Origin of the sequence: uncultured Mycobacterium sp. (assembly GCF_964249325.1) — a bacterium.
Classification (GTDB): domain Bacteria; phylum Actinomycetota; class Actinomycetes; order Mycobacteriales; family Mycobacteriaceae; genus Mycobacterium.
Map to the genome: position 1 here is coordinate 1 of NZ_CAXUCH010000271.1, position 1,250 is coordinate 1,250.

Consider the following 1,250-nt stretch of genomic DNA (forward strand, 5'->3'; position numbering starts at 1 on the left):
GCTCGCTGAGGCAAGAGCCGCAGCGAGCTGCGTCGTGGTCAGCAGCTCGCGCGCCATAGCGCGGGCCCGGTGATGGTCGTCGCCCGACAGCGGCTGCTGCGCGGCCGGCGCAGGGTGCGCGGCCGGGGGGATCAGCTGCCGCAGCGCGGTTGAGGCCAGCGCGGAGTGCGCGTCGATGCGGGTCAGGTAGGCGGGCCGGTCGCCGAGCACCGCGTCGAGGTCGGCGGTTGTCGGCGGTTGGTTTTCCGGCCAAGCGGATTCGTCCCAGCCGTGACCCCACAGCGGCTGGCCCGGGTGCGCGGCCGCGTAGTCGGCGATCAGCTGCAGACAATGCCGGCGTGAGGTCGCGGACCGCAGATCGAGCCCGGTGAGCGTCAGGCCGGTGGCGGTGAGATGCACGTGGCTGTCGACGAATGCGGGCGCGACGAAGCCACCGTCGAGATCGACGACGTCGGCGTCCGGGAACTGGTCGCGACCGACGTCGTCGCTGCCCAACCAGGCCACGACGCCGTCGCGCACCGCCATCGCGGTGGCGTCCGGGTGCGACGGGCTGTGGACGCGGCCGTTGACCAGCAGCCGTACCGGAATCGGCGTCACACCGTAAAGCTAAGGGGCTGGGCGGTACGGCAAGGCCGACGGCTCGACATCGGTGACGTCGATGACCTCGCCGTCGACGACGTTCGGCTGCGCGGCGTGGGACCGCTCCTCGGCGAGCGTAATGAGGATGATCAGCGGGCGGCCGACACCGCGGGCCGCCATCGCGGCCACCAGCGGTCGTGCCACCGCCCGGGTCGGAGACAGCAGAAGCAGCAGCCCGGCCACGGTGGTAACCAGTCCCGGGATCAGAACAAGGAGAGCGCCCAGCGCAATGAGCGCGCCATCGCTGAGCGCACCGGGCGACCGCAGCCGGGCCAGGTAGCGCTTGACCTGCGAACCCGCCACCGCGATACCCCCGACGAAGGTGGCCAGCAGGATCACCAGCGTCCATCCGATGCCGATCGTCGACGCCAGAGCCACCACCGCCGCGAGCTCGATGAGCACATAGCCGAGAAAAAGCCGCGACACCATGTGAGGCCAACGTCTGTGAGCGCCGTCGAAGTTCCGCATCCGCTGCAGTTAGATGAGCGTCATGACCACCATCGAGATTGACACCCCGGCCGGTCCGATCGATGCATTGTTGAGTATCCCGGACGGGCAGGGTCCGTGGCCGGGCGTCGTAGTGATTCACGACGGGATCGGCTACGAGCCGG

Annotated in this window: 2 protein-coding genes and 1 pseudogene (1 of these 3 running past the window's edge); 1 reads left to right on the forward strand and 2 read right to left on the reverse strand. The window is 69.9% G+C overall.

Annotated elements, in window-relative coordinates:
* Both ACFE99_RS22255 and ACFE99_RS22260 read right to left on the reverse strand, forming a co-directional pair.
* Positions 1–597, reverse strand: a 597-nt coding sequence (locus ACFE99_RS22255; protein ID WP_375488638.1) for an amidohydrolase family protein, incomplete at its 3' end; no start/stop codon positions are given.
* 9 nt (positions 598–606) lie between these two features.
* Complete coding sequence (locus ACFE99_RS22260) at positions 607–1,068, reverse strand: FxsA family protein (protein WP_375488640.1); 462 nt, start codon at positions 1,066–1,068, stop codon at positions 607–609.
* Positions 1,069–1,129: 61 nt separating this feature from the next.
* Here ACFE99_RS22260 and ACFE99_RS22265 point away from each other — a divergent pair.
* Positions 1,130–1,250 (forward strand): annotated as a pseudogene (locus tag ACFE99_RS22265) (dienelactone hydrolase family protein); it runs 482 nt beyond the window's last position.